The organism is Limimaricola pyoseonensis, from assembly GCF_900102015.1.
In the GTDB taxonomy this organism is placed as follows: Bacteria; Pseudomonadota; Alphaproteobacteria; order Rhodobacterales; family Rhodobacteraceae; genus Limimaricola; species Limimaricola pyoseonensis.
Window position 1 is genome coordinate 1 of record NZ_FNAT01000008.1, and the last position, 25,147, is coordinate 25,147.

Annotated in this window: 25 protein-coding genes; 9 read left to right on the forward strand and 16 right to left on the reverse strand. The window is 69.8% G+C overall.

Annotation, left to right across the window (positions count from 1 at the left end):
- Positions 1-410, reverse strand: a 410-nt coding sequence (locus tag BLT43_RS14990) for a GDP-mannose 4,6-dehydratase (protein WP_131802666.1), incomplete at its 3' end; no start/stop codon positions are given.
- 158 nt (positions 411-568) lie between these two features.
- Between BLT43_RS14990 and BLT43_RS18745 the strand changes: the two genes are divergently transcribed.
- Entirely contained in the window at positions 569-1,906 is a 1,338-nt protein-coding gene (locus tag BLT43_RS18745) for a DUF2793 domain-containing protein (RefSeq protein ID WP_110559022.1), read from the forward strand.
- Between the two features lie 7 nt (positions 1,907-1,913).
- On the opposite strand, the gene BLT43_RS15000 is transcribed toward BLT43_RS18745, so the two are convergent.
- From BLT43_RS15000 to BLT43_RS15010, 3 genes are all read right to left on the reverse strand, one after another.
- On the reverse strand, positions 1,914-3,032 hold the full coding sequence (locus BLT43_RS15000; protein WP_090114137.1) for a polysaccharide biosynthesis/export family protein: 1,119 nt from the start codon (positions 3,030-3,032) through the stop codon (positions 1,914-1,916).
- Positions 3,033-3,103: 71 nt separating this feature from the next.
- Positions 3,104-3,598: a metal-dependent hydrolase gene (locus BLT43_RS15005; RefSeq protein ID WP_090114138.1), complete on the reverse strand. Its 495-nt coding sequence runs from the start codon at positions 3,596-3,598 to the stop codon at positions 3,104-3,106.
- A gap of 71 nt (positions 3,599-3,669) precedes the next feature.
- Positions 3,670-4,419 (reverse strand): hypothetical protein, encoded by a 750-nt coding sequence (locus BLT43_RS15010; RefSeq protein ID WP_131802667.1) that lies wholly within the window; start codon positions 4,417-4,419, stop codon positions 3,670-3,672.
- Positions 4,420-4,584: 165 nt separating this feature from the next.
- Between BLT43_RS15010 and BLT43_RS15015 the strand changes: the two genes are divergently transcribed.
- The 3 genes from BLT43_RS15015 (at position 4,585) to BLT43_RS15025 (ending at position 7,173) form a co-directional block, all read left to right on the forward strand.
- Positions 4,585-5,982 (forward strand): phosphohexomutase domain-containing protein, encoded by a 1,398-nt coding sequence (locus BLT43_RS15015; RefSeq protein WP_090114142.1) that lies wholly within the window; start codon positions 4,585-4,587, stop codon positions 5,980-5,982.
- 125 nt (positions 5,983-6,107) lie between these two features.
- On the forward strand, positions 6,108-6,575 hold the full coding sequence (gene queF / locus BLT43_RS15020) for a preQ(1) synthase (RefSeq protein WP_090114144.1): 468 nt from the start codon (positions 6,108-6,110) through the stop codon (positions 6,573-6,575).
- 238 nt (positions 6,576-6,813) lie between these two features.
- Positions 6,814-7,173, forward strand: a complete 360-nt coding sequence (locus BLT43_RS15025; protein WP_207497602.1) for a DUF2934 domain-containing protein — start codon at positions 6,814-6,816, stop codon at positions 7,171-7,173.
- A 211-nt stretch (positions 7,174-7,384) separates the two neighbouring features.
- On the opposite strand, the gene BLT43_RS15030 is transcribed toward BLT43_RS15025, so the two are convergent.
- Both BLT43_RS15030 and BLT43_RS15035 read right to left on the reverse strand, forming a co-directional pair.
- Complete coding sequence (locus BLT43_RS15030; RefSeq protein ID WP_090114148.1) at positions 7,385-8,530, reverse strand: ParB/RepB/Spo0J family partition protein; 1,146 nt, start codon at positions 8,528-8,530, stop codon at positions 7,385-7,387.
- A 1-nt stretch (position 8,531) separates the two neighbouring features.
- The gene (locus BLT43_RS15035) at positions 8,532-9,827 is read right to left on the reverse strand and encodes an AAA family ATPase (protein ID WP_090114150.1); all 1,296 of its coding nucleotides are present in this window, start codon (positions 9,825-9,827) and stop codon (positions 8,532-8,534) included.
- A gap of 529 nt (positions 9,828-10,356) precedes the next feature.
- Here BLT43_RS15035 and BLT43_RS15040 point away from each other — a divergent pair.
- The 3 genes from BLT43_RS15040 (at position 10,357) to BLT43_RS15050 (ending at position 12,970) form a co-directional block, all read left to right on the forward strand.
- Entirely contained in the window at positions 10,357-11,040 is a 684-nt protein-coding gene (locus BLT43_RS15040; protein WP_090114152.1) for a hypothetical protein, read from the forward strand.
- A gap of 104 nt (positions 11,041-11,144) precedes the next feature.
- Positions 11,145-11,966, forward strand: a complete 822-nt coding sequence (locus BLT43_RS15045; protein ID WP_090114153.1) for a bifunctional allantoicase/(S)-ureidoglycine aminohydrolase — start codon at positions 11,145-11,147, stop codon at positions 11,964-11,966.
- Positions 11,967-12,034: 68 nt separating this feature from the next.
- Positions 12,035-12,970, forward strand: a complete 936-nt coding sequence (locus BLT43_RS15050) for a 2-hydroxyacid dehydrogenase (RefSeq protein ID WP_090114155.1) — start codon at positions 12,035-12,037, stop codon at positions 12,968-12,970.
- Here BLT43_RS15050 and BLT43_RS15055 read toward each other — a convergent pair whose 3' ends face one another.
- Positions 12,971-13,816: a fumarylacetoacetate hydrolase family protein gene (locus BLT43_RS15055; RefSeq protein ID WP_090114157.1), complete on the reverse strand. Its 846-nt coding sequence runs from the start codon at positions 13,814-13,816 to the stop codon at positions 12,971-12,973.
- 57 nt (positions 13,817-13,873) lie between these two features.
- The gene (locus tag BLT43_RS15060) at positions 13,874-14,224 is read right to left on the reverse strand and encodes a hypothetical protein (protein WP_090114158.1); all 351 of its coding nucleotides are present in this window, start codon (positions 14,222-14,224) and stop codon (positions 13,874-13,876) included.
- A 188-nt stretch (positions 14,225-14,412) separates the two neighbouring features.
- Here BLT43_RS15060 and BLT43_RS15065 point away from each other — a divergent pair, with 188 nt between their 5' ends.
- The gene (locus BLT43_RS15065; RefSeq protein WP_090114160.1) at positions 14,413-16,695 is read left to right on the forward strand and encodes an FdhF/YdeP family oxidoreductase; all 2,283 of its coding nucleotides are present in this window, start codon (positions 14,413-14,415) and stop codon (positions 16,693-16,695) included.
- 223 nt (positions 16,696-16,918) lie between these two features.
- Here BLT43_RS15065 and BLT43_RS18955 read toward each other — a convergent pair whose 3' ends face one another.
- From BLT43_RS18955 to BLT43_RS15070, 5 genes are all read right to left on the reverse strand, one after another.
- A complete protein-coding gene (locus BLT43_RS18955) occupies positions 16,919-17,272 on the reverse strand; it encodes a hypothetical protein (RefSeq protein ID WP_131802668.1) in 354 nt (117 codons plus the stop codon).
- A gap of 134 nt (positions 17,273-17,406) precedes the next feature.
- Positions 17,407-17,697, reverse strand: a complete 291-nt coding sequence (locus BLT43_RS18960; protein WP_131802669.1) for a DUF4238 domain-containing protein — start codon at positions 17,695-17,697, stop codon at positions 17,407-17,409.
- 309 nt (positions 17,698-18,006) lie between these two features.
- Entirely contained in the window at positions 18,007-19,026 is a 1,020-nt protein-coding gene (locus tag BLT43_RS18965; RefSeq protein ID WP_131802670.1) for a hypothetical protein, read from the reverse strand.
- Between the two features lie 86 nt (positions 19,027-19,112).
- Positions 19,113-19,643 (reverse strand): hypothetical protein, encoded by a 531-nt coding sequence (locus BLT43_RS18970; RefSeq protein WP_131802671.1) that lies wholly within the window; start codon positions 19,641-19,643, stop codon positions 19,113-19,115.
- 397 nt (positions 19,644-20,040) lie between these two features.
- Positions 20,041-20,313: a hypothetical protein gene (locus BLT43_RS15070; RefSeq protein ID WP_090114162.1), complete on the reverse strand. Its 273-nt coding sequence runs from the start codon at positions 20,311-20,313 to the stop codon at positions 20,041-20,043.
- Positions 20,314-20,479: 166 nt separating this feature from the next.
- Between BLT43_RS15070 and purU the strand changes: the two genes are divergently transcribed.
- A complete protein-coding gene (purU, locus tag BLT43_RS15075) occupies positions 20,480-21,337 on the forward strand; it encodes a formyltetrahydrofolate deformylase (RefSeq protein ID WP_090114163.1) in 858 nt (285 codons plus the stop codon).
- Here the strand turns inward: purU and BLT43_RS15080 are convergent, their stop codons facing one another.
- The 3 genes from BLT43_RS15080 to BLT43_RS15090 all read right to left on the reverse strand — a co-directional run bounded on the left by BLT43_RS15080 (position 21,338) and on the right by BLT43_RS15090 (position 24,983).
- The gene (locus BLT43_RS15080; protein ID WP_090114166.1) at positions 21,338-22,606 is read right to left on the reverse strand and encodes an AI-2E family transporter; all 1,269 of its coding nucleotides are present in this window, start codon (positions 22,604-22,606) and stop codon (positions 21,338-21,340) included. It abuts the gene before it with no gap.
- A 7-nt stretch (positions 22,607-22,613) separates the two neighbouring features.
- The gene (locus tag BLT43_RS15085) at positions 22,614-23,393 is read right to left on the reverse strand and encodes a glucose 1-dehydrogenase (protein ID WP_090114167.1); all 780 of its coding nucleotides are present in this window, start codon (positions 23,391-23,393) and stop codon (positions 22,614-22,616) included.
- Positions 23,394-23,540: 147 nt separating this feature from the next.
- Positions 23,541-24,983 carry a mannose-1-phosphate guanylyltransferase/mannose-6-phosphate isomerase gene (locus BLT43_RS15090; RefSeq protein WP_090114168.1) on the reverse strand — a complete coding sequence of 481 codons (1,443 nt, stop codon included), beginning with the start codon at positions 24,981-24,983 and terminating at the stop codon, positions 23,541-23,543.
- Positions 24,984-25,147 lie beyond the last annotated feature (164 nt).

The window sequence follows — 25,147 nt, forward strand, 5'->3', positions numbered from 1 at the left end:
GAGGAGGTCGAGGCCATCATCAGATGCGCGCAAGGCGTGGCGCGCAACGCCTCGATCAGGCGGAAGCTGCCGATCAGGTTGGCCTCGACATAGCTCTCGGGCGCGTCGATCGAGTGCCGCACCCCGGCCTGCGCGGCCAGATGCACGACGATCTCGGGCCGGGTCTCGGCCACCAGCCGGTCGAGAAGCCCCGCCTCCTCGATCCGCCCCTCGACCGCGGTGAAGCCGGGGTTTTCGGCCAGCGCCGCGTGGCGCGCCCGCTTCAGCGCCACCTCGTAATAGTCGGTCATCGCGTCGAGGCCCGTCACCTGCCAGCCCTCGGCCAGCAGCCGCCGGGCGAGGTGGTAGCCGATGAAGCCGGCCGAGCCGGTGATGAGCGCGCGCCGGGACGGGCTGGCGTGGTCGGTCATGCTGCCTCCGTTTGCAGCCCCCGCCGGGTGCCGGAGCCTGCGGGCAGATAGCGGCGGCGGCGGGGCGATGGCAAGGCAACGCCCGCCCGCTTCACCGGGCGTCATCGCGCCGCCGCTAGGGTGGCACCCGGACCCAATCATGCCCCGAAGGACGCCCCATGCAGGTTTCGGCCATCCTCTCGCTGCCCTACATCCAGCCCGCGCAGGCGCAGAAGCACGTCACCCACAACGAGGCGCTGCGCCGGCTCGACGCGCTGGTGCAGCCGGTGGTGGCCGACCGCGACCGTGCCGCGCCGCCCGCCGCCCCCGGCGCGGGCGACCGCCACCTCGTCGGCGTCGGCGCGACCGGCGACTGGGCCGGCCGCGACCACGCCCTCGCCGTCTGGGACGGCGCGGCCTGGCGCTTCGAGACGCCGGCCGCGGGCTGGCGCGCGCATTGCACGGCCGAGGATGCCGAGCTGGTCTTCGACGGCAGCGGCTGGCGCGCCCCGGCCGAGCTTGCGACGCAGGCCGACCGTCTCGGGCTCGGCGCCGAGGCCGATGCCGAGAACCGGCTCAGCGTCGCCGCCCCGGCGGTGCTCCTCAGCCATGACGGCGGCGACCACCGGCTGAAGGTCAACCGCGCCGGGCCGGGCGACACCGCCTCGCTGCTGTTCCAGACCGGCTTTACGGGCGGCGCCGAGATGGGGCTCGCCGGCGGGCCGGATTTCGAGATCAAGACCAGCGCCGACGGCGCCGGCTGGACCAGCGCGCTGCGGCTTTCGGCCAGTGACGGGCGGGCCACCGGCGCGGCGGTGCAGTCCGGCCCGCGCGACGCGACGCCGGGCCGGCTCATGTCGGTGGGCGCCTTCGGGCTCGGCGCGGCGGCCGCGCCGCAGGCGGCCTCGGCCGATCTCGCGCGCGAGACAGGCACCTACGCCATGGCGCTGCCCGCCCCCGACGCGCCGCCGGGGGCCAGCGGCCCCGCGCTACTCGAGGTGGCGGCGCAGGGGCCGGACGAGATCGCGCAGCGCCTGACCGAGACCGGCACCGGCCGGGCCTGGCGGCGTTCGCGCGCCGGCGGGGCCTGGCAGGGCTGGCAGCGGGTGATCGGTCAGGCCGACCTGATCGGCCCGGTCGGGCTCGCCTCGGGCCTGCCGACGGGCGCGGTATTCGAGACCGGCACTGGCCCCGGCGGCCGCTTTCTGCGGCTGGCCGACGGCACGCAGATCGCGCAGGCGGAGGCCGCGCTCTTCGCCCGGCTCTCGGCCGACCGGCTCGAGCATGTCTGGACCTTCCCCGCCCCTTTCGCCGCGCCGCCGCAGGTCGCGGTGACGCTGCCGGGGGCGGAGGCCGACTACGGCGGCCTCGGGCCGGGCGATCTCGGCCCGGCGATGCAGGAGGCGGGCACCGCCTCGGTGGCGCTGCGGCTGCCGCGCGCCGCCGGGGCCGCGAGCTTCGCCGCCGGCGCGCAGGTGATGGGCGCGCGGCTGCTGGCGATCGGCCGCTGGGACTAGGGCCGGCTCAGAAGGCGGTGGCCTGCCGCGCCAGCCCGAAGCTCGAGCCGATCAGCCCGAAGATGGTGCGCGCCGTCGTCACCGGGCTTTCGGTGGCATAGACCAGGTCGCCGGGCCGGATCTCGAAGGCGCCGGCGCTGAACAGCCCGTCGGCCGAGGTGAGGTCGATTGTGAAGACCACGCGCTCGTGGTCGGGCGCGCCGGGGCCGGGGCCGACCTGCCCGGCCGGGTAGCGGCGCAGGATCAGCACCCCGCCGGGATCGGCGCGCGCGTCGTTGACGCCGCCGATGATCGACAGCGCCTCGAGCGCGGTGACGTGGTCCTCGGGGAAGGGATGCAGCGATTCGCGCCCCGCCGCGCCGAGCGACAGGAAGGTGCGGTCGTCGGCCTCGACATGGATCTTGTCGCCGCCGACCAGCGTGGTGTCGAGCCGCGGCGTGTCGAGCAGCCGCTCGACCGAGGTGCCGAAGATCCGCTCGCCGCGCACCAGCCGGATCTGCGGGTTGTTGAGCGCCGGCGGCACGCCGCCGCCCTCGGCAATCAGGTTCATCACCGTGAAGTCGCGGTCGGGCAGCGGGTAGGAGCCGGGCCGCGCCACGCCCGACACGAGGCTCACCGTGTTCTGCCGGCCTTCGGCGAACTCGAGCTGCACCTGCGCCGAGGGCGTGACGGTGACGTATTCCGCCTCGATCCGCGCCCGCGCCGTCTCGGGCGACATGCCGGAGATCTTCAGGTCGCCGACATAGGGCAGGAACACCGTGCCGGCCGATCCGACCCGGATCTCGGGCAGCACCGCGAAGCGCTGGCCCGGCCCGGTCAGGAGGCCGTTCTCCTCGGTGCTCCAGATCGTCACCTTGATGACGTCGCCCGGCGCGATGATGCGGGTGTCGGGCTGGTCGACCCGCTCGATCCAGGGGTAGCGCTCGCCCCCCGTCTCGGGCCATGCGGCATAGACCGGCAAGAGCGCGCGGGTGACCGGCGCCACCATGAAGTTGCGCGCCTCGCCGTCCTCGACCGCCTCCTCGCGCAGGATCTCGCGCTTGAGCGCGGCGCCGCGCGGCAGGGTCGTGCAGCCGGCGGCGAGCAAGATCATCCCGAAAAGCACGGGAATGCGGAGATGGGCCATTCGGGGTCCTGCCTGGCTTGCCTGTTTTGCCGGCAGACTAGCGCAGCGCGGCGGTCAAGAAAACACCGCGCTCAGATCAGCCGCCAGCCGGCCTGCCCGGCCCAGAGCAGCGCCCATGGCAGCACCACGAGATTCTCCGCGAGCCCGTTGACCTTGAGGAGCCGGAAGCCCGCCTTGCGCTCGCTCAGCGGCCAGAACAGCGGCACGCCGGCACCGCGGAATGTGAAACGCTGCCCGTAGCCGTAGCTCACCGCGTCGGCGGCCAGATGCGTGGCGATGCCGGCGCCGAGCGCGATCCCCACCGGCGGCGAGGCCACCGCCAGAAGCGCCGCGGCGAACACCAGGAACACCGCCGAATGCGTGCCGCCGCGATGGCCGAAGCTCCAGTAGACCAGCCGCGACAGCGGCCAGAGCCTGCGGCCGAGCTTGCTGTAAGGCGTGTCGAGATCGGGCAGGATCGAGCCCAGCAGCGCGGCCGCCGCCACCGGCAGGCCGAGCCCCGGCGCCGCGGCCGCCAGATGCACCCCCGCCACCGCGCCAAGCGCCAGATGCGTCCGCCCCATCATCGCCGATTCCCCTTTCGTTCCCCGGCCGCCCCTCTAGCGCATGGCGCGGCGAACACCAGAGCGGCGCCGCGTCACTCGGGCGGGAACATCTCGTGGAAGATCTCCGACTCGATCAGCCGGTAGGCCCAGCGGCTGCCAGGCGCGCCGCCCACGGCGAAGCCCACGCCGCGCGCATGTGCTGCGTCGAGAAAGCGGCGCATCGCCTCCAGCGTGGCCGTGCCCCACATCCCGTCGACCGACCCCTCGAGAAAACCCGCCGCCGCGAGTCGCCCCTGCACCAGCCGCTGCCGGTAGTCGGGCAACCGGTCGAAGCCCGCCTCGAGCCCGGCGGCGCGTCGCCGAGCCAACTCCTCGGGCGACGGCCCCCCGGCCCCGGCCTCGGTTCGGGCCCCGGCTTGCGGCGCCTCGGGCGCGCCGCGTCCCAGCGCCGCGCGCAGGTCGCGCAGCGCCGCCTCGCTGTCATCGGTCGCGGCGCGCTCGGGCGCCGGGGCGGGGGCGCGCGCGGCGTCGGTCTCGGCGCGGAACACGCCGATCGTGGTCAGGAGCTGCCGCTCGATGCAGGCCGCGTCGGAGCCGCAGGCCTCGCGCCGCTCGAGCTGGATGTCGGCGATGCGCCGCGCCTCGGCCTCGCCCGCCGCCGCCACCAGACCGTCATAGACGGCGACGAGGCGGCGCTCGAGATCGGCCAGCGCCGGGCGGGCGCAGATCGTCTTCTCGGTGGCGGTGCGGGCGGCGCCGCAATCGAAGGAGGGCTGCGCCCCCGCCGGCCCCGCCACCGGCGCGGCCAGCATGAGGCCCAGGGTGATTGCCATCGCGCGCATCGTCATCCTCCCGCATCCATGTCCTGCCGGCTCAAGTCCCGCGCCCCGGCCCGCGTTCCCCCCCTGCCCGTCCCCCGGACCCCGCCGCGCGGCTCTGCCGATGGTTGCGGCGGCGGGGGGCGGCGGCCTAATGAGGAAGGCAATGCACAGCGGACAGGATCGAAGATGCCCCCCAAATTCGGAACCAGCGGCCTGCGCGGCCTCGTCACCGAGCTGACCGACGCGCTCGTCGCCCGCCACGTGCGGGCCTTCCTCGCCGCCTGCCCGCATGGCGGCGCGCTCCATGTGGGCCGCGACCTGCGCGCCAGCTCGCCGCGCATCGCCGCCGCCGTCGCGGCCGCGGCGCGCGGTGTCGGCGTCGAGGTAGTCGATTGCGGCGCGGTGCCGACGCCGGCGCTGGCGCTGGCCTCGACCGGGGCCGGCGCGGCGGCGGTGATGGTCACCGGCAGCCACATCCCCGACGACCGCAACGGGCTGAAGTTTTACACGCCATCGGGCGAGATCACCAAGGCCGACGAGGCGGCGATCCTCGCCGCGCTCGACGCGGAGGCCGCGCCTGCCCCGGCCGAGGGCGCGCTGCGCGAGGACGCGGGCTGCGGCGCGCGCTACGTCGCCCGCTACGTCGAGGCCTTCGGGACGGACGCGCTCGACGGGCTCAGGATCGGTGTCTACCAGCATTCGAGCGTGGCACGCGACATGCTGGTCGATCTGGTGGAGCGGCTCGGCGGCACGGCCGTGCCGATCGAGCGGGCGGCCGGCTTCGTGCCGGTCGACACCGAGGCGGTTGCGCCCGAAACCCGCGCCGCCCTGCCCGGCTGGGCCGCCGAGCACCGGCTCGACGCGGTGATCTCGACCGATGGCGACGCCGACCGGCCGATGGTGGCCGACGCGGCGGGCCGGATCGTCCCGGGCGACGTTCTGGGCCCGCTCACCGCGCGGCTTCTGCGCGCCGCGATCGTCGCGACGCCGGTCTCCTCCAACACGCTGGTCGAGCGGATGCAGCCGGGCTTCGAGCTGCGCCGCACCAGGATCGGCTCTCCTTACGTGATCGCGGCGATGGCCGAGGCGCTCGACGCCGACCCGGCGGCGGCGGTGGTCGGCTACGAGGCCAATGGCGGCTTCCTGCTGGGCTTCGAGGCGCCGGCCCCGGCCGGGGCGCTGGCGCCGCTGATGACCCGCGACGCGGTGCTGCCGATCCTCGCGCCGCTGGCGGCGGCGCGCGCCGCCGGGATCGGGCTGGAGGAGCTGGCCGCGGCGCTGCCGGCGCGCTTCACCGCCGCCGACCGGCTGCAGGAGGTGCCGACCGACCGCTCGGCGGCGCTGATCGCGGCGCTCACCGACGACCCGGAGGCGCGGGCCGCCTTCTTCGACACCGGCGCGGCGGAGGCCGGGCTCGACCTGACCGACGGTCTGCGGCTGGCCTTCGAGAACGGCGAGGTGGTGCATCTGCGCCCCTCGGGCAACGCGCCCGAATGCCGCTGCTACGTCGAGGCGGCGAGCGCGGAGCGGGCCGAGGCGCTGCTGGCCGCGCATCTGCAGCGGCTGCGCGACCGGCTCGGCTGACCCCCCTGCCCCGCACGCGAGACCTTGCCTGCCCCCGACCGCCCCGGCGCCACGCCGCGGGGGCGGTCTTTTTTTCCCCGGCCGCGGGGCCTATGGCGACGGCACCCTGACACCCGGAGTGCCCGATGACCGACAAATCCATCTATGACGGCCTGACCGTGCTGGGCGGCGAGACCCGGCAGCCGCAGAGCCCCGAGGAGGCCGTGCTCGAGCGCGTGCCCAACCCACAGGCCGATGTCGACTATGCCGTGCGCTTCACCGCGCCCGAGTTCACCTCGCTCTGCCCGCTGACCGGCCAGCCCGATTTCGCGCATCTGGTGATCGACTACGTGCCGGGCGACTGGCTGGTGGAGTCGAAGTCGCTGAAGCTCTTCCTGACCAGCTTCCGCAACCACGGCGCCTTCCACGAGGACTGCACCGTCTCGATCGCGCGGCGGCTGTGCGAGACGCTGTCGCCGAAATGGCTGCGGCTCGGCGGCTACTGGTACCCGCGCGGCGGCATCCCGATCGACGTGTTCTACCAGACCGGCGCGGTCCCGGCCGGGGTCTGGATCCCCGAGACCGGCGTGGCGCCCTATCGCGGCCGCGGCTGAACTGTACGGTAACGCACATAGTTGACGCTGCGTCATCTCGGCCTTTCCTTTGCTGCGTTGCCGCGTAACGCTGCAATTGCGGGCGCGGCATGGCCGGGCTGCGGTGGCGCGCGAGAAAATCGCCGCCCGGCTCTGGTCGCCGCGCCCGCGCGCAACAGATGATCCCCGCGCCCGCGGCACAACCGCCGGTTTGGCGCCGGGACTTGGGCCCGAGCGGCCCTGTGGAAGGAGAACGATGATGCACGACGACCGCGAAGACCGCATCCGGAAGCGCGCATACGAGAAATGGGAACGCGCCGGCGCCGAGCACGGGCAGCACGAGGCGCATTGGGACGAGGCCGCGCGCGAGATCGATGCCGAGATCGCCGCCGAGGCCAGCACCGGCGCGACCGGCACGCCGACCGGCGATGACGCGGCCGCCGACGGCGCGGCCAAGCCGGCGCGCAAGACCACGCGAAAGCCCGCGACGAAGAGCGCCGCCAAGCCGAAGGCCCCGCCCAAGACCCAGAGCAAGGCGGCCGCCAAGACGGCCGAGTCCTCGGGCCGCGCCAGCAAGCCCGCGACACCACGAAAACCACGGGCCAAGAAGACCGACTGACGCGCCACGCCGCGCGTCGGCCGGGCCGGTTCCCCGCGGGGAACCGGCCTTTTTCTTGCGCGGTGTCCTGGTGCCGGATCGGCGGTGCCGCCGCGAATGGCGCGGGGGCCGGCGGCAGGTGCGCCCGGTTCCCCGCGGGGAACCGCTGCCGCCCGCGCATGAAAAAGGGGCCGGCGCTGGCCGGCCCCTTCCCGTCACGTCGCGCTTGGGCTCAGCCGTCGAGCGCGTCGAAGAAGGCCTCGAAGGCGCGTTGCAGCCGCGCCCGGTCGAGCGCCGAAAAGTCCCGTGCCAGCCGCAGCTCGACCCGCCCGTCGGAGGCCGCGATCTTCGCCTCGCCCTCGGGGCGCGGCAGCCGCAGCATCGTCTTCGACACCGATTTCGGGCGCGGCTTCACGATCTTCGGGGCGCGCTGCACGAAGTCCTTCAGGATCGCCGTCTCGGCCTCGGCGTCGCGATCGGGCACGCGCTTGAGCATGCCGATCATCTCGTCGCCGAGGATCGGGTCGGCGTCGATGATCTTGAACAGCTCCAGCCCCAGCGCCCGCGGCATCGCCTCGGGGTGGCGGATCGTGCCATGGGCGCGCTCCAGCACGCGGGTGAAGCTGCGGATGTAGCTGCGCTTCTGCTTCAGCGCCGAGGCGTAGAGCTCGCCCACCGCGTCATGCGGCTTGATCCCGGTCTCGCGCGCGTAGTTCAACGCCAGCTGCGCCATCTCGCCGAAGGAGATGTCCTTCCGCACCAGGTTCTCGTCGACCATCTTGCGGTAGAGGTCGCGCACCGGTTCCCCGCGGGGAACCATCGCCGCCGGGATCCTGGCGTAGCGCTGGTCGCCGGTCTGCTCCAGAAGTTCGCGGAACGCGGTCAGGCGGCGGAAGCCCTGGATCAGCTCGTAACCGCCGGCGCCGTCCTGCTCGACCCGGATCGGGTTCGACAGGCCGACATCGAGGATCGACTGCTTCAGCTCCTCCAGCTCCGGGTCGCGGGTCTTGGCGCGGTCGCGGGTGAGCTTGTCGGTCTTAACCGCGTCGACCGCGATCAGGTCGGTGATCAGGCCCAGCCGCTTGAGCCGGACATGCTCATGCGCGAGCTGGTCGTTCTCGGCCCGGATCCGCGCCTCCGCCTCGGCCCGGCCGCGCGCGGCGTCCGCCGTCTCGGTGATCGCCGAAGCCATCGGCCCGCGCCGGCCGGCGGCGGGGGCCGGCGCGGGCGCAGGTGCAGGCTCCGGCCGGGCCTCGGCCTTCGGCTCCGGCTTGGCCTCCGGTTCCGGCTCGGGCTTCGGCGCGGGCGTCGCGGGTGCCGCCTCGGCCTCGGGCTCGGGGTTGAAGTCGATGTCGAACATGGAGCGTTTGCGGGCCATCTCAGTCCTCCAGCTTGTCCCAGGCCGCGACCAGCGTGGCGCGGAACTCGTCATAGGCGCGGTCGAAGCTGGCGCGGGCGCGGCGCCAGGTCTCGCGCGTCATGTTGCGGTAGTCGATCTCGTAGACCGACGACAGGAAGCGGCCCGACTGCTCGACCGCGCGGGTCATCTCGATCGGGTGCTCGGCCACGTGTGAAGCAAAGACCTTGTGAAAGGCCTGCTGCATCGCGCGGTGCAGGTCGTTGTTCGGCTCGAACCGGGTCAGCAGGAAGCGGATGTCGGCGAAGTGCTTCTCGGGCTCGGTGCCCGCAGGCACCGCGCCGCGGAACCGGCCGAGATCCTCGAGCGCCTCCGACAGCTGGCCGATGAAGGAGGTGGTGCTGTCATATTCCCAGTAGCCGGGGCCCGAGGGGATGTAGAGCACGTCGGCCGCGAAGACCGCGTTCATCGACTGGTAGCCGATCGCCGGCGGGCAGTCGAAGATGACGATGTCGTAGGCATCGGCCGGCAGCTGCGCAAGGTAGCGCTCCACCGCCGCGAAGAACGACCATTCGGGGTTGAGGTGGCGGTACTGCGCGGAGGCGAACTCGACGAAGGCGGCGTTGGCGCAGGAGGGCACGAGGTCGATCGTCGGCCACGAGGTCGCCTTGATGAAGTCGGTGACGCGCAGATCGTCGAGCCCCATGCCGGTGACCGAGGGCGGCAGCTTGCGCTCGGGCAGGGCGGTGCCGCTCTCGGCGCCGCGGCCGGAGGCGTTCATCCGCTCGGTCTCGCGGATCAGGTCGCGGGCCATGATGCCCCAGACGGTGTATTCCTCGGCGACGTCCGACAGGCCCATCGAGTGCGACAGCGTCGCCTGCGGGTCGAAGTCGACGCAGAGCACGCGGTAGCCGTCGAGCGCGGCGGCATGGGCGAAGTGCAGCGCCACGGTCGACTTGCCGGCGCCGCCCTTGAAGTTGGCGACGGCGGCGCGGATCGCGCGCTTGCCGGCCGGGCGCGGCGGCAGCAGCGGCTTGCCCTTGTGCCGCAGCCGGCGACGCAGCTCGTTGATTTCCTCGAGCGAGTACCAGCGCTGGCGGCCGTCCTCCTCGACCTGGCCCTGCGGCAGCGACGGGTCGGCGGCGAGCCGGCCGCGGAAGGTCGAGGGGTTCAGCCCGAGGATCAGCTCGGCCACCTCCCAGCTCGAGAAGCGGCGCAGGTGCTTCTCGTTCTCCGGCGAGAAGGTCTGCTGCCGGATGTAGCCCTGCATCTTGAGCGACTGCGACTGCAGCCGGGCCAGGTCCGTGTGCGTGTACATTGTGTCTCTGCCCTCCGGTTCCCCGCGGGGAACCGGTGATCCGGAAACCGCGGGAACGCTAATTCTTCTGATGCTCCGATCTACGCCGGAATTGCGCTTCGAGAAAACCCCGCTAATGTGGAATCCGCGAATTCGCCGGATTGGCGTCCGCGCCAGTGTCGCAAGGGCCACGCCGGGCCACGCACGATTCGTGGCCAGGGCGGACGACCGGGGGGCGAAACCGCCGCCGCAAGGGGGACATGATCGCGCCGCCGCACCGGAAATGGGGGACATTTCGGCGCGAATAGGGGACATCTTGGATGTCCCCCAATACCAATACATACCGATTTCCATCCGGAAATGGATTGGCGCCAGGACGCCGATCCGGAGTTCGCTTGACAGAATCGAGTTTCCGGACGCAAATCAGGAGCAGTTGGGGAAAGGCGTTGCAAAGACGGGCCACCCTGCGAACGGTGGCCGAGCTTTCCGTTCATCGAGGAGCAGTAAGGTGACCACCCCGGCGACGGGAGTGGCAATGACAGGGCGCGCCATGTTGACGACGAAGCCCGTGGGCCGGGGTGCGGCGGCCCGCAAGTACGACATCCTCACCGCGCTCGGCGCGCATGCGCTGTCGCGCGGCAAGGCCGAGCAGAAGCTGGTGCTCAGGCTGATGACGCTGATCACCGCGCGCTACAACTGGACGCGCGAGGAGCTGGCGGTGGGCCAGCGCGAGATCGCCCGGCTCTGGGCCGTGGACGAGCGCACCGTCAAGCGCGAGATGGCCAAGCTCCGGGCGATGGGCTGGCTCAGCGTCTCGCGCGCGGGCGCGCGCGGACGGGTCACGGAATACCGGCTGGAGATCGAGCGGCTGCTCAAGGACACGCGCCCGACATGGGAGGCGGTCGGCCCCGACTTCGCGCTGCGCCTCGAGGGGCAGGAGGAGAGCCCCAAGGTGGTGCCGCTGCCGATGAAGGGCGAGGTGCCGGCGCCGGACCTCTCGGCCGGGCACGAATGGGCGCTGGCGCAAGGCGTGCTGCATTCCGAGGACCCGGCGCTTTACGGCTCGTGGCTGCGCGGGCTCAGCCGCGAGAGCAGGGCAGGGGGGCGGCTCACGCTGGCCGCGCCCTCGCGCTTTCACGCGGCCTACGTGCAGACGCATCTGGAGCGGCGGCTGCTGGCCGCCTGCCAGTCGGTCGACGACAGCGTCAGCGAGATCGTCCTGACCGTGCGCTGAGCGCCATCTTCAAGTTTTCCCGAACAGAGCCGAAGGCGCCGGGGCCCTTTCGCGCGGCCGGGCGGGCGCGCAGGATGCGTGCGATCTCAAGAAGGAGCGCGGCGATGACCGACAGGACCTACTACGCCCCGACGGGCGGCCATCCCGGGCAGGAGGCGCTGCACACCGGCCGCGCCGTCTTCACCGAGGCCTATGCCGTGATCCCCAAGGGGGTGATGCGCGACATCGTCACCTCCTTCCTGCCGCATTGGGAGGGCACGCGGCTCTGGGTGCTGTCGCGGCCGCTTTCGGGCTTTGCCGAGACCTTCTCGCAATACGTGATGGAGGTGCAGCCCGGCGGCGGCTCGGACGCCCCCGAGCCGAACCGCGAGGCGCAGGGCGTGATCTTCGTGACCGAAGGCCGGATCGAGCTGACGCTCGCGGGCGAGGTCCACGCGATGGGGCAGGGGGGCTTCGCCTACATCCCGGCCGGCACCGAATGGCGGCTGCGCGCCACCGGCGAGGCGCCGGCGCGCTTCCACTGGATCCGCAAGCGCTACGAGCCGGTCGAGGGGCTGGACAGGCCCGAGCCCTTCGTCACCTCCGACGACGCCGTCACCCCCACCGCCATGCCCGGCACCGAGGGCCGCTGGGCCACCACGCGCTTCGTCGACCCGGCCGACCTGCGCCACGACATGCATGTGACCATCGTCACCTTCCAGCCCGGCGGCGTCATCCCCTTCGAGGAGACCCACGTGATGGAGCACGGGCTCTACGTGCTCGAGGGCAAGGCGGTCTACCGGCTGAACCGCGACTGGGTCGAGGTCGAGGCGGGCGACTACATGTGGCTGCGCGCCTTCTGCCCGCAGGCCTGCTACGCCGGCGGGCCGGGGCCGTTCCGCTACCTGCTCTACAAGGACGTGAACCGCCACGCGGCGCTGCCCTGAGCCTCGCCCCCGAGTTGACTTCCCCCCTTCCGCCGAGGCCAATGGCCCGGCTGAACAGGGAGGGGCAGATGGACGTACTTGCAATCGGCGGACACGGCGAGGCCGACCGCGCGGCGCTGCGCGACGCCTTCGAGGTGGGCTTCATCGACGGCCCCGGCGATCTCGCCGGGATCGAGGAGGCCGCGCGCGCGCAGGTGCGGGCCGTGGCCTACAAGTCAGGCGCGCCGCTCGGGGCGGAGGCTTTCGACCTGCTGCCGGGGCTGGGGCTCGTCGCCAATTACGGCGTGGGCTTCGACGCGATCGACGTCGACGCCGCCCACGCGCGCGGCGTCGCGGTCAGCAACACGCCCGGCGTGCTCGATGCCGACGTGGCCGACCTGGCGGTGGCGCTGCTCACCTCGGTGCATCGCGGTCTGGGGCAGGCCGAGGCGCATCTGCGCAGCGGCGACTGGGCGGCGGGAACGCCGCTGCCGCTGGCGCGGCGGCTGGCCGGGCGGAAGGTCGGCATCCTCGGGCTGGGGCGGATCGGGCATGCCATCGCGCGGCGGCTCGCGGCCGCCGATTGCGAGATCCACTACTGGTCGCGCCGCGAGAAGGACACGCCCGGCTGGGCGCACCACGCCACGCCCGAGGCGCTGGCCGAGGCCAGCGACGACATGGTGGTGGCGCTGGTCGGCGGGCCGGAGACGCGCGGCATGGTCTCGCGCGGGGTGATCGCGGCGCTGGGGGAGGACGGCGTGCTGGTCAACATCTCGCGCGGCTCCTGCGTTGACGAAACCGCGCTTCTGGACGCGCTGGAGAATGGTGGTTTGCGCGGGGCCGGTCTCGACGTGTTCGAGAACGAGCCCGATATCGACCCGCGTTTCCTGCAGCTCGACAACGTCGCGCTGCAGCCGCATCGCGGCTCGGCCACGCGGGAGACGCGCGCGGCGATGGCACGGCTGATGCGCGACAACATCGCCGCGCATCTGGCCGGGCGAAAGCTGCTCACCCCGGTCGGCTGATCATTTCGCCGCCACGGCCTCCTGCCGCTGGCGGCCCAGCCCCTCGACCTCGAGCTCCATCAGGTCGCCGGGGCGCAGGAAACGCTGCGGCGACATGCCCATGCCGACGCCCGACGGCGTGCCGGTGGCGATGATGTCGCCCGGCAGCAGCCGCATGAAGCGCGACATGTAGGAGATGATCTCGGCTACCGAGAAGATCATGTCGGCGGTGCTGTCGTCCTGCACCACCTCGCCGTTCAGCGCGAGGCTGAGCCGCAGCGCCTGCGGGTCGGGCACCTCGTCGGCGGTGACGAGCCATGGGCCGATCGGCCCGAAGCCCGGCGACGACTTGCCCTTGATCCACTGGCCGCCGCGCTCGGCCTGGAAGTGGCGCTCGGAGACGTCGTTGACGACGCAGTAGCCCGCGACATGCTCGAGCGCGCGCGCCTCCGACACCTCGTAGGTCTCGCGGCCGATCACCACGCCCAGCTCCACCTCCCAGTCGGTCTGCTCGGAGCCGCGCGGGATCACCACCGCGTCGTTCGGCCCCGACAGCGCCGAGCTGGCCTTGGAGAAGAGGATCGGCTCGCTCGGCGGCGGCTTCCCGGCCTCGGCGGCGTGGCGGGCGTAGTTCAGCCCGACGCAGTGGAAGTTCGGCACGCGCGACAGGCAGGCGCCGATCCGCTGCGGATCGGTGATCTCGCGCAGCTCCGCCGGGTCGAGCCCGCGCAGCCGGTCGAGCGTCTCGGGCCCGACCGCCGCGCCGGACAGGTCGGGCAGGTGTTCCGACAGGTCGCGCAGGCGGCCCTCGGCGTCCAGCATCGCGACCCGCTCATGGCCCAGCGGCCCGTGTCTCAGCAGTTTCATGTCCCATTCCCTCCTTGCCGGGCGCATCCAAGCGCCCGGGCGGGGGAATGTCGAGCCTCAGACCAGCAGCGCGATGATGGTGAGCACCAGCGCCGTGCCGACGGTGACGGCGATCAGGATGTTGCGGTTCTTCTGCTCGGTCGAGGTCCGGCCGCCGCCATGCTCGGCCGTGACCGGCCGCTTGGCGCCCGAGGCTTGCTTGGCCTCGCCGCGAGCCGGGTTCTCGGTCTCGGCGGCCTGCGCCATCTTGACCTGTTCCTCGGTGTTGGGGTTGCCCGAGGCCTCGTCATCGGTACCGAGCGGCGAGGCGGAGGTGTCGGGGAAGCCCTTCTTGTCGCCGGCCTCGCCCGCGTCGATGTCGTGGCGCAGGCGGTCGGTGCTGTGCGGTTTCTCGTCGGTCTCGGCCATGGGGTGCCTTTCCTTGCAAGGTTGCCCGGCCAACCGGCACCGGTGGCGCGCGGTTCCCGCCGCGCCCCCCGGGGGCGACGGCGCGCCGCGGGGCGGGGCAGGGGGGGGCGCGGAACAAGCCCCCGGCACGCAGGTTCACCCCGCGAGACCCGCCGCGAGCGCGGCGCGGGGCGGACCGGGAGGGCATCATGAGCGACCGCAAGGAAACCCGGCAGCGCGAGGAGCTGCCGCATTACGACGCGCCCGCCGGCGGCTGGGGCTCGTTGCAGAGCGTGGCGCGGCATCTCGGGCAGGACCGGCCCGACAAGGGCGCGCTCGACACGCTGATGCGGCAGAACAAGCCCGGCGGCCACATGTGTACCTCCTGCGCCTGGGCCAAGCCGCCCAACCCGCATGTCGCCGAGTTCTGCGAGAACGGCGCCAAGGCGACGCTGTGGGACCTGACGCGCGACCGCTGCACGCCCGACTTCTTCGCCCGCCACACGGTCGAGGAGCTGAAGGGCTTTTCCGACTACGAGCTGGAGATGCAGGGCCGGCTCACCCACCCGATGCGCTACGACCCCGAGACCGACAAGTATGTCGAGACGACATGGGACGCGGCCTTCGCCGGGATCGGCGAGCGGCTGAAGGCGCTCGATCCGAAATCGGTGGTGTTCTACGCCTCGGGGCGGGCGAGCCTCGAGACCTCCTATCTCTACGCGCTCTTCGCCCGGCTCTACGGCCACAACAACCTGCCCGACAGCTCGAATATGTGCCACGAGACCACCAGCGTCGGGCTGAAGGAAGTCACGGGCTCGCCGGTCGGCACCTGCGTGCTGTCGGATTTCGATCACTGCGACCTGATCCTGTTCTTCGGCCAGAACACCGGCACCAACTCCCCGCGTTTCCTGCACCCGCTGCGCGCCGCCAAGAAGCGCGGCTGCAGGATCGTCACCTTCAACCCGGTGCGCGAGGCGGGGCTCGTCACCTTCCGCGACCCGCAGAACCCGGTCGAGATGCTGGCCGGGGCCGAGACGCAGATCTCGGACCGCTATTTGCAGGTCCGGCCCGGCGGCGACATCGCGGCGCTGATGGGGCTGTGCAAGCGGGTGCTCGAGATCGACGGCGAACAGGGCGGCGGCGTGCTCGACCGGACCTTCATGGCGCAGCACACCTCCGGCTGGCCGGAATTCGAGAAGATGGTGCGCGACACCCCGTGGCCCGAGATCGAGCGCGCCTCGGGGCTTTCGCAGGAGGATCTGGCCGAGGTCGGCGAGATGTATGCCGAGAGCGAGAAGGTGATCGGCATCTACGGCATGGGGCTGACGCAGCACGTGCATGGCAGCCTCAACATCGCGATGCTGGTGAACCTGCTGCTGATGCGCGGCAATATCGGCCGCGAGGGGGCGGGGATCTCGCCGGTGCGCGGCCATTCCAACGTGCAGGGGCAGCGGACGGTCGGCATCTCGGAAAAGCCGGATCTCGTGCCGCTCGACAAGCTGGAGGAGATGTTCGGCTTCACCGCGCCGCGCGACGAGGGCACCACCACGGTCGAGGCGGTGAAGGGGGTGATGGACGGCACCGTCAAAGGCTTCGTGAGCTTGGGCGGCAACTTCGCCCGCGCCATCCCCGACATCGGCCGCGCCGACCCGGCCTGGGCCGGGCTCGACATCAACGTGCAGATCGCGACCAAGCTCAACCGCTCGCACCTGCTGGTGGGCAAGGAAACCTGGCTTCTGCCCTGCCTCGTGCGCGCGGAGGAGGACATGCAGGCCACCGGGCCGCAGGCGGTGTCGATGGAGGACAGCCTCAGCCACATCCACGGCAGCCAGGGGCGGCGCACGCCCGCCTCGAAGATGCTGCGCTCCGAGCCCTTCATCGTCGCCGGCATCGCCAAGGCGACGCTGCCCGGGAACCCCAAGGTGAAGTGGGACGACTGGGTGGCCGACTACGCGCTGGTGCGCGACCTGATCGAGGAGACCTACCCCGACAAATTCGAGAACTTCAACGCGCGGCTGTTCGAGGCGGGCGGCTTCTACAAGGGCAACCCCGCGCGCGAGCGGCAGTGGCAGACCGAGACCGGCCGCGCCATCTTCACCGCGCCGAAGACGCTTTCGGCGCTGGGGCAGGATCCGGGGGCGGACAGCTACACGCTGGTGACGCTGCGCTCGAACGACCAGTTCAACACCACGATCTACGGCTTCGACGACCGGCTGCGGGGTCTCAAGACCGACCGGCAGGTGGTGCTGATGAACCCCGAGATGATCGAGCGGGCGGGGCTGGCCGAGGGCCAGCGCGTGACGCTGGACTGCGCGGTGGATGACGGCCATGCCCGCACGGTCGCCGGGCTGAAGGTGATCGCCTACGACCTGCCCGACGGCTGCGTCGCGGCCTATTACCCCGAGACCAACCCGCTGATCCCGCTGGGCTATCACGACGAGCTGTCGAAGACCCCGGCCTACAAGGGCGTGCCGGTGCGGATCAGGGGGTGAGGGTCGGGGGCGAGGTTTTATGTCAAATGGGTTGCGCGGGGGCGCGCACGGTGCCGAGCGTCAGGCGTCCTGGAAGGGCGGACGCCCGCGCGGAGACCTGCGGGGGCGCTGTTGCCTCGGAGGTCCGCCATGCGGACTTTGCCGACTTTGAACGAGTGGCGGCTCCAGAGACGGAACAGAAACAGTTGATTTGGTCTGAGACCAGAAACGTATGAGTTTTGGTCTACCGTTCAAACTTCACGTTCTCGGTCGAAAGCCATTCTGACATCTCATTAACTTGTTCCGGATTGGGGCCGCCAAACATCGTGCTTTGTATGGCGATGGTGCGGTTGAAGCCTGTCAAATGAATAGGATCAAATTCTCCCAGTATGACCGTGTCTTCCGCCATGTCCAAACGAATCACCAATCGGGGTGAAATGGGCGTCCAAGCTTCTGCTTCGGGATCGGTTAAAGGTTGCCTTGTTCGTGCTGTCGGCAATTTTTTAGTTAGGAAGTCACAGCCTCCTGGTGGGAGTTGGAGGATCTCGATACCGCGCCGAGCGAAAATGTTGAGAGTCTTCCCAATAGGAATAGACATTCCCTTAATTTTCCCGGCTTGAAGGAGTCGCTTTCGGCTCTGGGGTGAATTAAGGGCAGCAATTTCGGCTTCTTGGTCTGGGTTCTTTATTAGAAGTGCTTTAAAAGTATCATCTAGAAATTCGGGGCCTGTATTTATGGAATCGGCTTTTCCGAAGAAATCGGGGGAAGGTTGGCGTTTCCATGCTGTTTAAAAAAAAGGTCAAGGTTCGCCTTTTCTGAAGCGCTGAATGTGGGTGCCCTACCCTGCTCAACCGCACCCTCGATGGCGTCTATGAGTTTGGCAGCCGTCGCTTCAATTCCGATCATCTCCTTCTCGAACGAAGTGTCCGTCTCGCCACGCTCATTTTCGACAGTGTAGAGGTGCGTCTCTCCGAACGTGTTGTTTGGGACCTGCTGCAGGAGTTTGCCTGCCGCTTGTTCCATACAGACAGCTTGCCATTCAAGTCAGTGAACTGCTCCAGTTGCATCTTCGGAGGGAAATGTTGAAACTTCTCGACTTGCAATTATCCGCCTTGATTTTTCCTCAGCTTAACAGTATGGGTGAATGGCAGCCATTTGAAAATCACTCCCGGAGCGGCGTACGTCCGAGTGTCTAGGACGACCTTCATTTTTCGTTGGGTCACAAAATCTTGGACAAAACAGGTCGGTCGAAAACGGTCGCTTCCCCTGCGACATAAGCGTATGAGTTCTGGTGGCTCCGTGAGGCCAAAAGCTAACCCTTAAATGCCGCCGTCAGTTGGCCAATGCGCTACTGCAAACTGGAACATCTGATAGCCAAGAAAGTTGCACCAGGCTATTACGGGTTTCAACATAGTCTCTTAGGAGCCCAATGGACGAAGGGCCTGGGTGCTGGATTAAGTTAATAGTCATGAATCTTGCCTGCCAGTTCGGATAACCTGGCACGGTATCCAAAAACCGCAGACACCGCGCCTCACGCGACTTGCCTTTCATTCCAACGATAAACGTCAGCATCGAGAGCTCGGCAGCGGCGAGACAAGCATTCTCTTCGGCTGGGACCAGCCGCCTATCAAAACACGCGCGTCGGAGGACACTTCCAGTAAACGCGTCAGCGCGAAGCTCCTCCCGGCGCTCCTCGTGAAGATCGTCGATCAGCTCGTCCAGACCAGAAGCCATAGTCGTTTCCGTGGAACTGATCGAGTAACTGGTGGAATGTCCCACCTCGTGGAGAAGAATTAGCGTGAGCATGGCAGCTAGCGTGACGGTTTCGCCATCTGTGAGAGCTTCGGGCAGACGACCTTCCTTGATCGCAGCCTCCAGCTCGCCCGGAAAACCAGCGAACCTCGTGAGTAGAATATATCTGTCCCAGTCTGCACCAAAGACTAGCTCAAACATTCTTAGATCATGCTCAATTAGCACAATACACCGACACTCTTTTCTGGTCTTTCCAACCTCCCAGCGGGTTAACTCGTTTAGTGTACGCATCGCAAGATTCACTGTTTCTTCAGGATAAAGCTGGTCTATACAATCGTCCAGCTCCCCGCAATCGAACGCCCCATCGTCAATACCAGATTGGTCAGCCTGCATCGCTGATAGGACTTCGGCAGTTCGGTTTCTCTGAGCTGCTCTGGCCGCCGGACTTGCTGGCGATTGCATAAGGTAAACAACAATTTCGTTTGCGTCAGACGCCCGGCTGTCTCGCGACCAAGAAGTCGTGACCTTGTAGGGTTCGTTGGAAACGCTGAGCAGACGGTTCGCGAGAGTGATCGCCTCTTCGACTACAGGACGCAACATGACCGCTTCCGTGAGCTGCGTCGCCTCGGGTGGCAGTTCGGGTGCGCAATTTGCGAACCACGTCGCAAGGACAGCGCACAGCATACTCAAGGTCCATGCTCCGCCAGAGTAACCTCGAGCGCGGCTAGGACGTGGCGCTCCGATGTTGGGTCCGCTGCAATTTCCGCCGGCACCTCGACGAGAGCGGCCTTAAGTGCCTCAATCCCGCCATTAAGAGGATCGACTAGTGCATTAGCAGTTAGATCACTTCCAGCGCTGGCCAGTGTCGCAAGTGCAGTGAGGGCACCGATGCTTGTGATTTTCTTGTTTAGGAACTCCTCTCGATCCGTACGGCTCTCGCGACGACGTCTGCCGGCGATGATCGTGGCCGCCGCAGTCAGACCCAGAGCGAGAAGCCCCGCCGCAAGGCTCACCCGTTTCCAAACGTTCTGACGTTTGACAAGCGCCAGTGCTTGCTCCTTGGTTCTATCCAGCAGAACCTGTGCCTCATTCGATAGTGAAACGCCCCCAAACCCCTCCATCTCAAGGGGCGGAGATGTGAGTTCAATAGATGGAATATGAATAAAACCGATGTACAGGAAAGCTGCAATACCAATGACAATGAATAGCCGTCTCATAGCAGCCTTCGAGAATATTTTGTTTTTGTCCTAGAGAATAACGTTGCCACCTAAGCGCGGGAATATCAATCAACCTTTCCGCTATCTTGACGCTTCGCGGTTACCCTGAGGTGGTACCGGCATTCAAGGACCCGCCAAGACGGGTGATTTTTGTCCCTCTCTGCGGCTCCGATTCGCATCATCACCTTAGCGCGGACACGACCTTCGGGGTTGTAGGACGATTGTGGCTCACTGGTGCGAGCGGCCATTCGCTGCGGCCCGTCGAAAGCGTAAGTTGGGCTCGATCCGGACATCGCTCCCGGAAAGCCCGCCCATGCGGCAACCTGCGGTCAACGACACCCAGCAAGAGGCCCCAAGCCCGGACCGGGCGGCCCCCGTCGGGGGCCACCCACTCCTGTCAATCGCGCTCGACCAGCTTGTTGAAGCGGCTGGCCGAGCCGTCGGCGGCGCGGTCCTGGTGCAGGAAGGCGAGGTCGCTCTCCTCGAAGATCTCGAACCAGTCCTCCCACGAGATCCGCTCCAGCCCGTCGGCGGGCGGTTCGAAGTCGATCCTGAGGATGCCGCCCTCGCCGTGATCGGCGGTGGTGGCGACGCGCGCCGGGTGGCCGCCGCGCGCCTCGCACCAGTGCCGGATCTCGTCGTGGTCGATGGTGGTCTTGCCGTCGCTCATGGCCTGTCTCCTATCGGAAAGTTCCGTCGCCCAACGCGACCGCGCGGCCGCGGTTTCCGGCGCCCCATGTCGCCAAATCGCGCAAATGCGCCGCGCCGGTGCTGGCGGCCGGGGCCGCGCCGGTCCAGAACCGGGGCGACAGATGACCCCGGGGGACGACACGCCGATGACCACCCATATCCTGACGCTGACCTGCCGCAACCGCCCCGGCATCGTCGCCGCCGTCGCCACCGCGCTGGCCGACTGCGCCGGCGACATCACCGAGGCGCGGCAGTTCGACGATCCGCTGACCGGCACCTTCTTCATGCGCGTGGCCTTCCGCCTGCCGCAGGAGACCGGCGGTGACGGCAGGTTCCGCGCCAAGATGGACGGGATCGGCACCGCCTTCGGCATGGAGTGGCATCTGGCGCCGCAGGACCACCGGCCGAAGGTGCTGATCCTGGTGTCGAAGTTCGACCACTGCCTCGCCGACCTGCTCTACCGCTGGCGCATCGGCGAGATGCCGATGGATCTCGTGGCCGTCGCGGGCAACCACCCGCAGGAGGTGCTCAGCGTCAACCTGCCGGCGGGCGTGCCCTATCACCACCTGCCGATCACCCGCGAGACCAAGCCGCAGCAGGAGGCCGAGATCCGGGCGCTGGTCGAGGAGACGGGGGCCGAGCTGGTGGTGCTGGCGCGCTACATGCAGATCCTCAGCGACGAGATGTCGGCGTGGCTGTCGGGGCGCTGCATCAACATCCACCATTCCTTCCTGCCGGGCTTCAAGGGCGCCAAGCCCTACCACCAGGCGCATGCGCGCGGCGTGAAGATGATCGGCGCGACCGCGCATTACGTGACCGAGGATCTCGACGAGGGGCCGATCATCTCACAGGACGTCGAGCACGTGACCCATGCCGACACGCCCGACGATCTCGTGGCCAAGGGCCGCGACATCGAGCGGCGCGTGCTGGCCCGCGCGGTGGCGCTGCATCTCGACCGGCGGGTGCTTCTGAACGACGGGCGGACGGTCGTCTTCCCGAAGTGATCACTCGCGCGCCCCGGCCTCGCCCGGGGCGCCGAGCCGGGCGTCGACGCCCTCGTAATCGGTCTCGCCCGACAGGAAGAGCGCGATCCAGCGCAGGGCGGGGACATGCGCGCAGGCGACCATCACCACCATGGTGATCGGCACCGCCAGCACCGCGCCCGCGACGCCCCAGACCCAGCCCCAGAACAGCAGCGCCGACAGGATCACCAGCGCCGAGATCGACAGCTGCCGCCCCTGCACGCGCGGGTCGACGAAGTTGCCCATCACCTGCTCGATCACCAGCAAGCCCGCGCCGATCGCCATCGCGGTCCAGGGGTCGCGGGTGGCGAAGGCGTAGATCACCGGCAGGATGCCCGAGATCAGCGAGCCGATCGAGGGCACGAAGTTCAGCACGAAGGTCAGGAGCGCCCAGACCAGCAGCAGGTCGACCCCGAAGAGCCACAGCCAGCCGGTGTAGAGCAGCGCCGTCGCCACGCCCAGCACGAAGCGCACCGCGAGGTAGCGCCGCAGCTTGCTGGCCACCAGCGCGACCGAGCCCGTGACCTCGGCGCGCCGCTCGGGCCGGGTGGCGGCGGCGAGCTTGGCGTGCCAGCGCGGCGCCTCGATCAGCATCAAAAGCGTCAGGAAGAACACCAGCACCAGCGCCAGCATGATGCCCGAGGTGGTCGAGAGCACCGTGGTGGCAAGGCCCGAGGCGCGCTGCACCAGCGTGCCGCCCAAGCCGCCGCCGCCCGCCATCTCGCGGATCTGCTCGACGAGGCCTGTGGCCGTGCCGCTGCCCCCGCCGCCGTCGGGGCCGGTGCCGGGCGCGGGCGCCCGCTCGGGGTTGAGGCCGGCGCCCGGCGTCGCCTCGATCGCGCTCTCGAAGGCCGCGCCGGCGGCGATGTCGGCGGCGCCGGAAGCGCCCGAGGCACCGGAGGCGTCCTCGCCCGAAAGCTGCTCCATCGCCTGCTGCGCCTCATGCGCGGGAAAGCGGTCGAGGAACTGCTGCGCGGCGAGCCAGAGCACGCCGAGGAAGGCCAGCAGCGCGGCGGCGAGCGCCAGCATCGCCGCGACGTGGCCGACCCAGCGCCGCCCGCCCGCCAGCCGCGCCGCGCCGCCGTCGAGCGGGGCCAGGAGCAGCGCGAGGAAGGTGGCGAAGACGATCGGCAGGAAGACCGACTGCATCGCGTGCAGCGCCCAGCCCGCCAGCACCACCGCGATCAGCGCCAGAAGCCCCAGCGCCGGGTGGGCGATCTTGCGCGGCATGTCGTCGTCGCGGCCCGCCATGCCGGGCTCAGGCCCCCTGGCCCACGTTCAGCGACAGCCCGCCATCGATGACGAAGCTCTGGCCGGTGACGTAGTCGGCCTCGGGCGAGGCGAGGTAGACCGCCATGTGCGCGACCTCCTCGGGGCGGCCGGCGCGCTTCCACGGGATGTTGCGGGTCTGGCGCTCGAGCTGTTTGGGGTTGTCCATCGCCTCCTGGTTCATCTTGGTCAGGATCATGCCGGGCGCGATGTTGTTGACCGCGATCCGGTCGGGGGCGAGCTCGAGGCAGAGCGTGCGGGTCAGCATCTTCAGCCCGCCCTTGGCCGCGTCATAGGCGGCCGAGGCGGGGCGGGCGATCTCCTCGTGCACCGAGGAGATGTTGACGATCCGGCCGCCGCCGCCGGCGGCGCGGCGGGCGCGGATGAAGGCGCGGCAGCACAGGAAGGGGCCGAAGAGGTCGGTCTTCAGCATCTTGTCCCACGTGGCGTCGTCCATCTCCGCCAGTTCGACGCCCGGTGCGTCGAGCCCGGCCGAGTTCACGAGGATCTCGGGCGCGCCGAAGGTGTCGGCGCAGGTCGCGAACAGGCGCTCGACGTCGTCGGGCTGGGTGTGGTCGCATTTCACGATCACCGCGGCGCGGCCGGCCGCGCGCACCGCGTCGCGGGTCTCCTCCGCGCCCTCGGTGTTGGAATGGTAGCCCAGCACGCAATCGGCGCCCTCGCGCGCGAAGGCCATGGCGATCGCCTGACCGATGCCGGATTCCGAGCCGGTGAGGATCGCCACCTTGTCCTTCAGCCTGTCGCCCATGCGCGCCTCCGCTTGCCGCCGCGGGCCGCCTTCGGCCCTTCCGTCGCGGGGCCAACGGCAAGCCGGGGCGCGCGGTTCCTCGCGCGTCCGGCCATGCGTTCGGAGGGGCGCTCAGGCGTACGTTCGGACGTGCGCTCGGCCGGGCGGTCAGCCGCGAGCGTACACGTCCTCGTAGCGGATGATGTCGTCCTCGCCGACATAGGCGCCGGTCTGCACCTCGATCAGCACCATCGGCACCTTGCCGGGGTTTTCCATGCGGTGCGTGGCGCCGAGCGGGATGTAGACCGACTGGTTCTCGGTCACGAGCTTGACCTCCTGGTCCACCGTCACCCGCGCCGTGCCCTCGACCACGATCCAGTGCTCGGAGCGGTGGTGGTGGCTCTGCAGGCTGAGCGCGGCGCCCGGATGCACGAGGATGCGCTTGACCTGGAAGCGCGGGCCCGTGACGAGGCTTTCGAACCAGCCCCATGGGCGGTGGTCCTTGGGGTGGCTCACCGCCTGCGCCGCGCCCTTGGCCTTGAGGGCCGCGACCGCCTGCTTGACGTCCTGCGCGCGGCGCATGTCGGCCACCAGCACCGCGTCGCGGGTGGCCACCGCGATCACGTGCTCGAGCCCGATGCCGACGATCTCCAGCCGCTCGCTTTCCGAGCGCAGGAGCGTGTCGCGGCACTCGATCGCGGTGGCGTTCTGGGAGGTGACGACGCCCGCCGCGTCGGGCCCGCCCTCGCGCCAGACCGCGTCCCAGCCGCCGAGATCGGACCATTCGCCCTCGTAGGGCACGACCGAGAGATTGGCCGCCTTCTCCATCACCGCGTAGTCGATCGAGACGTCCTCGGCGCCGGCCCAGGCCTCGGGGTCGAGCCTGAGGAAGCCGAGATCGGTCTTGGCGCGCGCCAGCGCCGCCTCGACCGGCGGGCAGAGGCCCGGCGCATGCGCGCGGAAGGCCGCGACCATGTCGGCGGCGGCGGCCATGAAGATGCCGGCGTTCCACAGGAAATGGCCGGAGGCGAGCATCTTCTCGGCGGTGGCGGCGTCGGGCTTCTCGACGAAGCGCGCCAGCGGCCGGGCGGCGCCGTCCTCGCCGGCCTCGCATTCGAGGTAGCCATAGCCGGTCTCGGGCCGGGTCGGGCGGATGCCGAAGGTGACGATCTGCCCCTCGGCCACCGCCTTCAGCCCCTCGGCCACGGCGGCGTGGAAGGCGTCCGCGTCGGGGATCACGTGGTCCGACGGCGCGACCAGCATCACCGCGCCGGGGTGGTGCGCCTCGAGATGCAGCGCCGCGGCGAGGATGGCGGGGGCGGTGTTGCGGCTTTCGGGCTCGATCAGCACCGGGCCGGGATCGATGCCGGCGAGGCCGAGCTGCTCGGTGACGATGAAGCGGAAATCGGTGTTGGTCAGCGTCAGCGGCGCGGCGAAGTCGACCCGCTGCCGCGGCCCGAGCCCGCGCCCCGAGAGCCGGCGCGCCGAGGCCTGGAACAGCGTCTCGGTGCCGGTCAGCGGCACGAACTGCTTGGGGTAGCTCTTGCGCGACAGCGGCCAGAGCCGGGTGCCGTTGCCGCCGCACAGAAGGACTGGGGTGATCGTGGTCATAGAGCAACTCACTCTTCAAACGGGTGGGCGGCGCGGGGGCCGGCGCCGATCGATCACGGCATGTCGAAGGCTAACCCCGGCACCGGCCCCGCGTCGAGAGGGCAGGGCGGGGCGCGACCCGCCCGTCGGTCCGGGAGCCGCACAAACTTGATGCAATCTGGGGT